Annotated in this window: 5 protein-coding genes and 1 pseudogene; 3 read left to right on the top strand and 3 right to left on the bottom strand. The window is 59.2% G+C overall.

Annotated elements, in window-relative coordinates; all coding sequences use genetic code 11:
- A pseudogene (locus G5358_RS19335) lies at positions 1 to 401 on the bottom strand (MSHA biogenesis protein MshI); the annotation flags it as partial.
- A gap of 86 nt (positions 402 to 487) precedes the next feature.
- On the opposite strand from G5358_RS19335, the gene G5358_RS19330 reads away from it, so the two are divergent.
- Positions 488 to 1,411 carry a 1-aminocyclopropane-1-carboxylate deaminase/D-cysteine desulfhydrase gene (locus G5358_RS19330; RefSeq protein WP_421324730.1) on the top strand — a complete coding sequence of 308 codons (924 nt, stop codon included), beginning with the start codon at positions 488 to 490 and terminating at the stop codon, positions 1,409 to 1,411.
- A gap of 64 nt (positions 1,412 to 1,475) precedes the next feature.
- Here the strand turns inward: G5358_RS19330 and G5358_RS19325 are convergent, their stop codons facing one another.
- Positions 1,476 to 3,404: an EAL domain-containing protein gene (locus tag G5358_RS19325; protein ID WP_421324729.1), complete on the bottom strand. Its 1,929-nt coding sequence runs from the start codon at positions 3,402 to 3,404 to the stop codon at positions 1,476 to 1,478.
- 495 nt (positions 3,405 to 3,899) lie between these two features.
- Between G5358_RS19325 and G5358_RS19320 the strand changes: the two genes are divergently transcribed.
- Together G5358_RS19320 and G5358_RS19315 are read left to right on the top strand one after the other, a co-directional pair.
- The gene (locus G5358_RS19320) at positions 3,900 to 5,429 is read left to right on the top strand and encodes an EAL domain-containing protein (protein ID WP_421324728.1); all 1,530 of its coding nucleotides are present in this window, start codon (positions 3,900 to 3,902) and stop codon (positions 5,427 to 5,429) included.
- Positions 5,430 to 5,694: 265 nt separating this feature from the next.
- Positions 5,695 to 6,792: a calcium:proton antiporter gene (locus tag G5358_RS19315; RefSeq protein ID WP_266134562.1), complete on the top strand. Its 1,098-nt coding sequence runs from the start codon at positions 5,695 to 5,697 to the stop codon at positions 6,790 to 6,792.
- Positions 6,793 to 6,937: 145 nt separating this feature from the next.
- Here the strand turns inward: G5358_RS19315 and G5358_RS19310 are convergent.
- The coding region (locus tag G5358_RS19310) for an aromatic amino acid lyase (RefSeq protein WP_421324727.1) at positions 6,938 to 7,609 on the bottom strand (672 nt) is incomplete at its 5' end.

Genomic DNA, 7,609 nt, shown 5'->3' with positions numbered 1-7,609 from the left:
TGCACCCGGCTCTTGGGCAGGCAGATCACATTGATGCGCGGACGACCGGCAGGCGGGGTGGGCAAGTCCACATAATCCATCGCCAGTTGCAGCACGGGTTCGCTGACATAGTCCTTGATGGCCCAGGGGAGCGCCCCCGCCATCTCGGCGTCAGGCACGGCAGGCTTGTCGATCTGGATCTGTTGATAAAGGCTGGCGGCGAGGGCTACCCGCACTTTAGACTTGGCCAGCCCATAACGGCTGAACAGCTCGTTCATGGCCACAGCCCACTCCTGTGGGCCGTTGATGGTGCGCGTCGCGAAGACGGGGGGATTGCCCACTGCAGCCAGCATGATCCTGTCATTGGCCAACAAGAGCCCGACCTGGCGGCTTGGCGTCGACCGTCTGAACAGTTTTTTCATGTAAGCCCGCCCATCAATAGTGATTAAATGTATGAAATATTAACATAAACAGCAGATTAGCCTCTATATAAAAGACGGACTCACCATTGCAAGCCAGCCTTCCAGCCGAGCCAGAGGGGTCAGCTATCCTGCCCTCCCCCCTGCCCCCCCTCCACCACCCGTTGCTAACCCGCTACGGCGTCGAACTCTGGTGCAAGCGGGATGATCTGATCCATCCGACCATCTCCGGCAACAAGTGGCGCAAGCTCAAATACCACCTGCTTCATGCCAGAGAGCACGGCAAACGGCATCTACTCTCGTTTGGCGGCGCCTACTCCAATCACATCCATGCACTGGCAGCAGCAGGGTGCCAATCTGGCCTTCGAACTACCGGTATCATACGGGGCGAATCTGATGCCGTCAGCAATACCACCCTGAGGGATGCCAGACGCTGGGGTATGGATCTCGTTTTCGTCGACCGCCAGAGTTACCGCCGTCGCCAGGATCCCGACTGGCTGGCCCAATTCGATGCACCCGATACCCTGATCGTGCCGGAAGGGGGCAGCAGCCCGCTGGCTATCCCCGGGGTTGCCGAACTGGTCGGCGAGGTACCCTTCTCGCCGGATCTCTGGGTACTGCCCTGTGCCAGCGGCGGCACCCTGGCGGGCCTAATCGCTGGCAAACAGGACCGGGAGCAGATCCTCGCCATTGCGGTACTGAAAGGAGGCGGCTTTATCGCTGACGAGGTGTGTCGCCTCCATCCCGCTGCCGCCAGCATCCCCGGCTGGCGGGTCGCACTCGATCACCACGATGGTGGCTACGCCAAATTCAGCCCGGCCCTCTGGCAGTGGGTTCAAGATTTCAGCGCCGAAACAGGTCTGCCTTTGGAGCCCATCTACAGCGGCAAGGCGATGTGGGGGCTGTTTCGCGAGCTGGCTGCGGGCCGCATCGCCCCCGGCAGCAAGATTGTCTTTATCCATACCGGCGGCATGCAGGGATTGGCCGGACTGCGGGAGCAGGGGCGACTGTGAGCCCCGCCTGACGGCAACCGAAAACGAGAGAGGGTCGCCCCACGACGACCCTCTCTCATTTATCTCAATCACCAGCCGGTTCCAGCACCAGCCGCTGGGGCTCGGCAAACCAGGGCCCCTGCCCTGCATGCACCCCAAGGTGGCGCAGCATCTTCCACTCGTCGCCACTCTCCACCCCCACTGCCAGCACCCGGGTGCGAGTATTGGCACAACCACCTACCAGACTGCGCACCGCCATCTGGTTGACCTGACGGGCATGGATCTCCCGCACCAGGCTGGGGTGCAGCTTGAGGAAGTTGATCTCGAACTCCTTGATGTACTGGGTGCTCACCACATCCTGACCGGCATGATCGATGGCCAGCTGGCAACCCAGCATCCGCAGGGAGCGCAGCGGCCGCTTGAGCGCCTCGAAGTGACGGGTCACCTGGGATTCGGAGAGTTGCAGGATCAGCCGCTCGTTGGTGCTGCGCGGCAGCTGGAACAGGGCGAAGAAGAGCCAGCGCTGGAACTCGCGGTTGAGCAGACTCTGGGCACTGAGGGTCAGAGTGATGGGACAGCTCTGCTCGGAACGCTGGCGCAGCAACACCAGCGTTTGCTCCGCCACCAGCCGATCCAGTTGCAGCAGCAGGCCCACCTTCTCCGCCATTGGCATGAAGATCCCTGCTTGCAGTTCCCGCCCCTGCTCATCGTGGATATAGGTGAGCAGATCCTGCTGCAGTACCACCTGATCCCGATCCTGCTGGACCGGTTGGGTATAAAAATCGATCCCCTGCTCTTCAAGACGGCGACTGATGAGGGTGCGCCAGCGCACCGTCCCCTTGCTGCTCTGCTCCTCGTCCAGCTGCTTTTCATAGAGGAACCAGCCGTTGTGCCCCTGCAGACGTGCACTCTTGAGGGCCAGCTCGGCCTCCTCCTGCACCTTGAGCAGAGTGTCTTGCGCCTGGTAGCAGACAGCCCCGATATAGATGGCCGTCTCCGGATTGACCTGCTGCGGCCAGTGTAGCCGTTGCAGACTTTTGAGCAGCTGGCTGGCACTGTCCACCATCTCGCTCTCCGACATGTTGGGCAACAATACCGCAAAGACATGTCCGGCATAACGAGCCTGCAAGGCACCGTTATGCTTGCGCACAAAGGCACTGATCACGGCGCTCGCCTCCAGCAGCAGATCATGCCCCTGCAGCTCGAACTGCTCCGCTTCCAGCTCTTCCAGACAGGCGAGTTCAATCAGCAAGACACCGCCACTCATCACGCTCGCCTCCATGATAGCGCTCTCGAGCCGGTTATCGAAGAAGAGGCGGTTGCCGATGCCGGTCATCTTGTCGACGAAGGCGTTGCTGCGAATGAAGTTGTCGAAGCGGCTGCGCTCCTTGCGGGCATCCGCCAGCTCGGCGAGCAGATGATCGAGGGCCTGACTGGCGGCCACCGGCCACTCTTCGGCGGGGTCATGGCTTAGTTTGGAGAGCTTGTCATCGAGGATCAGCTGGGCGCGAATGCCCAGCAGCTCGGCGCCGCGCAACTGCTGACGCAACCAGCGGATGGAGTACCAGAGACCGAACACCACGATGAAGATCCCGAACGAGATGCCCGACATCGCCTTGATGGAGTACTCCGCCTCCTTGAAGGGGCGCTCCAGCTTGAAGCTGGCCTGCATGCCAGCCTGATGGGGCAGCGGATGGCTGTATGGCACCAGCAGCGGTTCATCAACCGGACGCTGTACGTCACGGAACCAGTAGACCCGCTGGTCATTCTGGCGCACCTCCAGCTCCACCACATGAGCCGCCCGCAGCAAGGTGGGCAACCAGCGGCTCATATCCTCCATACCGTGAGCAACGTCGAGTTGCTTGTCGATCACCTCGACCAGCGCATCGACCTTCTTTTGCTGCAACTCCATGCCCAGCTCGCGAAAGCTGAACACCCCGCCAATCAGCACGGTCGCCATGGCAGCGATCACGCACAAGGTAATAAACGAGACAAGATGTGTTGTGAGTTTCATGTGCCTTTCCGTGTGCCCGGCATCATCCATTGGAATTCATGGTAGCAGTGGCGCTGTGGCCATCACTATGGACGGGGATCCCGCTTCTGTAATTTAAGCGGGGCAGCATACCCAAAGCAGCGGGAGAATACCAAGGAAGGTACACAGGTGGAGCAGGGGAAGATAGCAGACAGAAAAATGGTCCCTCAAAAGGGACCAAAAGGAACACTCATATCAAAACTAACACTCTGTGCTACTGACAAAAAACAGATACAGGAGTATTGAACACACGGTGAGTCAAACCGCAGGGGTACTCTAAAGCAGTTCGGATAAGTTGAGCAATTGTCATTTATGACAGGTCAGCGATTGAATCTTTTCAAGGTTAATAATAAAAACATTTAAAATCATACATTTAAAAAATCATCCAATAAGTGTGACAAGTAGAGCTCAAATTGATTGTACTAATGCACTATGATGGCTTGACCCATTTGTGTCTCGTTAAACTGGCAGGCGCCCTTGTTACGCATCACCCCCCTCTGGATCACTGTACTGCTACTGCTCTTGCCCATCCTGGCAAGCCAGTCCGTCGGTCTGTGGCTAACAAGACCGATGGCCAACCACCTGCTTGAGCAGAAGGTGGCCGAGATAAAGCGAGCCATGGCGATACGCCATCACACGCTGGACAAAGCCATGAGCGAGCAGCTGACGCTGTTTGATTTCGATTGTGGTGCCAACGACATGGCACTGCTGCGGGATCCCCGCTTTTACAACACCCATATTCGTCTGCAGGGGCTGGAACTGGCATCAGGGAAAAGCTGTTCAAGCCTGGGTGTGGGTATTTCGCTCATCAAAAACGCCAACCAGGATGGCGCCCTCCCCGACAAACTGGGGCTGACTGCTACAACGGCCAGTTTCAATACGGAACAGGAGATGGTTGCCTACTACAAAAACGGCGGCAACATTGCCTACTGGGTGCTCGATAACAGCTGGAGCCACGATCTGCTACAGCTCCCCTGCGGTGACTGTTTCTATCTGGAGTTCAGCCAGCGGGATCCCGCAGCGATGACCCCCCGCTTCCCGCGCGGTGACCGGACCATCAAGCTGGAAGAGGGCAGCCGCAGCCTGAGCTTCTTTGATCAGGACAAACTGACCCGACAAACCATCTGGGCCGGTTCTGCACTGGACCTGTATGCTCGCGAGCAAGTCAGACGAATCGCACTCTGGAGCGGCACTATCCTGGGCCTGCTGCTGGTGACCGCTTACTGGTCGCTGCGAAACTATCGCCGCTCGCTCAAGGGGCTATTGCAGGCCGGATTGGTGCGCCAGGAGTTCATCCCCTTCTATCAACCCGTGGTGGATCTTCGAACCTGGCAGGTTGCCGGTTTTGAGGCGCTGCTACGCTGGCAACGTGGACACGAGCTGATCCCCCCGAGCGCTTTCATCGAATATGCTGAAGATCAGGGACTTATCCTGCCTATCACCAGGCAGTTGCTGGAGCAGGTGATCACGGATCTGCCGCTGTTGCCACCAGAGCAGTGGATCAGTGTCAATCTGATGGCCACCCATATCGAACAACCCTTGCTGCGCAACATGTTGAGTGAACACCATAACCCTTCGCCCGAGCGCCTTACCTTCGAACTGACCGAACGCAAGCCGATCCTCGACATCAAAGCCGCTACCGAGGAGATCACCCTGTTGCAGCAGATGGGATATCACTTCAAACTGGATGATTTCGGTACCGGCTACGGTGGTTTTGCCTACCTGCAGAGCCTCGGGATCCGCCAGATCAAGATCGACAAGATGTTCGTCGATACCATAGGCACCAACGACCTCAAACGCAGCGTGCTGGATGCCATCATCACGTTTGGCCTGGAATCAGGCATGGAGATGATTGCGGAAGGGGTTGAGACGCGGGAACAGGTTGATTACTTGCGGCAACACGGCGTCTATCTGATCCAGGGTTACGTCTTTGGCAGGCCCATGGCGCTGGCAGATCTTGCCATCTGGCAGCAGACGTGGCCTCCACAATATTCGCAAGAGAGCTGACACCGATATTGCACAGGCCAGCGCTGGCAGGGCTCCCCCCACCGGGAGCACACGCACCCTTTTGCACAGAGGCTGACACTCCCACAGCCTCTGCCACGACCTGGCTCATCGCCCTTGAACCACCATTTACATTCAGCAACAAAATGATCTGCCCCTGAGAGGATGGAACCCTTATCATAAGCATTCGGCTACCGTGAGCACCTTCACGCACGCCTCCCATCAATCCCTGTCGGCCAGCGCCGTCCCGAGATGAGAACCATTGCCAATGAAGACATTTATCCGGCAAGAGATTGCCCTGCCCGTCGGCCTGCTGACCCTACTCTTTTTCAAGACGATCGGGAGCGACCTGCTGACAGAGACAACTCCGCTCGGGATCTATCTTCCGGTTTCGGCGGCACTGCTGGCCATCGTCACCTGGGCCATCTTCTCGGTGGTGCGCCACTCCGATGCCCTCGCCATCAAGCTGGGCGAGCCCTTCGGCACCCTGATCCTCACCCTCTCGGTCATCTCGCTGGAGGTGGTGATGATCTCCTCGGTGATGCTAACCGGCGAGCCCAACCCCACCATGGCCCGCGATACCATGTTTGCGGTAGTGATGCTGGTGAGTACCGGTCTGGTGGGCTTCACCCTGCTGTTTGGCGGCTGGCGCTACCACACCCAGAGCTTCAATCTGGACGGAGTGAAATCCTATCTGGTGGCCATCATCCCGCTGGCCCTGCTCTGTCTGGTGCTACCCAACTTCACCGAAGGTGGTGCAATCGGCAGTATGTCGCGCGCCATGTCGTGGATGCTGATCATCATATCGATCCTGCTCTACGGGGTCTTTCTGCTGATCCAGACCCGCAGCCACAGCCACTTCTTCGTCGACAGCGATCACGAGGATTATGAGGAGCACCACGGCCCGCTGCAGAGCAACGTCTATCACACCATCCTGCTGCTCGCCTACCTGCTGGTAGTGATCCTGCTGGCCAAGACCCTGGCCATCCCCATCAACTACGGGGTGCATGTCATGGACGCGCCCGCCGCACTGGGCGGCTTTATCGTGGCCTGCATCGTGCTGGCCCCCGAAGCAGTCGGCGCCATCAAGGCCGCCTTCAACAACCAGCTGCAACGGGCCATGAACCTCTACTTCGGCTCTGTGCTGGCCACCATCGCCCTCACCGTGCCTGCCGTGCTCTTTATCGGCTCCATGCTGGGTCAGGAGGTGCGCCTCGGCCTTTCCCCCGCCGATATGGTGCTGCTGGTCACGACCCTGATGGTCTGTAAAGTAACCTTCAGCAGCGGCCGCACCAATGTACTCCATGGTGCGACCCATCTGGTGTTGTTCGTGGTCTATCTGTTCCTGATGTTCGAACACGAATAACCGCGTTCAATCGACGTCAGAAACGCAAAGACCGCCCGATTGGGCGGTCTTTTATCATCTGCTCCCGGCTGTCACCGGCGCCTGTGAAGCGGCTTCCCCCTCATCCCCAACCCTTCTCCCGCCAGGAGAGAAGGGTGATCAAGGCTTACAGGCTGGGCAACACCCCGGCCGGGATCAGGTCGTTGTAGCTGGCACGGCCCAGCAGGGCGGCGGCAGCTTCGATATCCGGCGCGAAGTACCTGTCCTTGTCGTAGAAGCTCACCTCTGCCCGCAGTCGTCCCTTGGCCAGCTCGATCAGTTCGGTACTGTGCAGCGGCGCGCGGAAATCGAGCCCCTGTGCCGCCGCCAGCAGTTCGACTGCCAGAATGCCGCGGGTATTCTCCGCCATGTCTGCCAGCCGGCGGCCAGCGAAGGTCGCCATGGAGACGTGATCCTCCTGATTGGCGGAAGTGGGCAAACTATCCACCGAGGCGGGATGGGCCAGGGTCTTGTTCTCGGAGGCGAGCGCCGCCGAGGTGACCTGAGCGATCATAAAGCCCGAATTCACTCCGCCGTTGTTGACCAGAAACGCCGGCAGACCGGACATCCGCGAGTCGATCAGCAGTGCCATTCGCCGCTCGGAGAGGGAACCTATCTCGGCGATGGCCAGCGCCAGATTATCGGCGGCGAAGGCAACAGGTTCTGCGTGGAAGTTGCCGCCGGAGAGGATGTCTTCATCCTCGGCAAACACCAGCGGGTTGTCGGAGACCGCGTTGGCCTCGCACACCAGCACCTCGGCGGCCTGACGGATCTGGGTCAGGCAGGCCCCCATCACCTG

The sequence above is a fragment of the Aeromonas sp. 604176 genome, from assembly GCF_049170755.1.
GTDB lineage: Bacteria > Pseudomonadota > Gammaproteobacteria > Enterobacterales > Aeromonadaceae > Aeromonas > Aeromonas veronii_A.
This window is presented reverse-complemented; position numbering and strand designations above follow the sequence as displayed.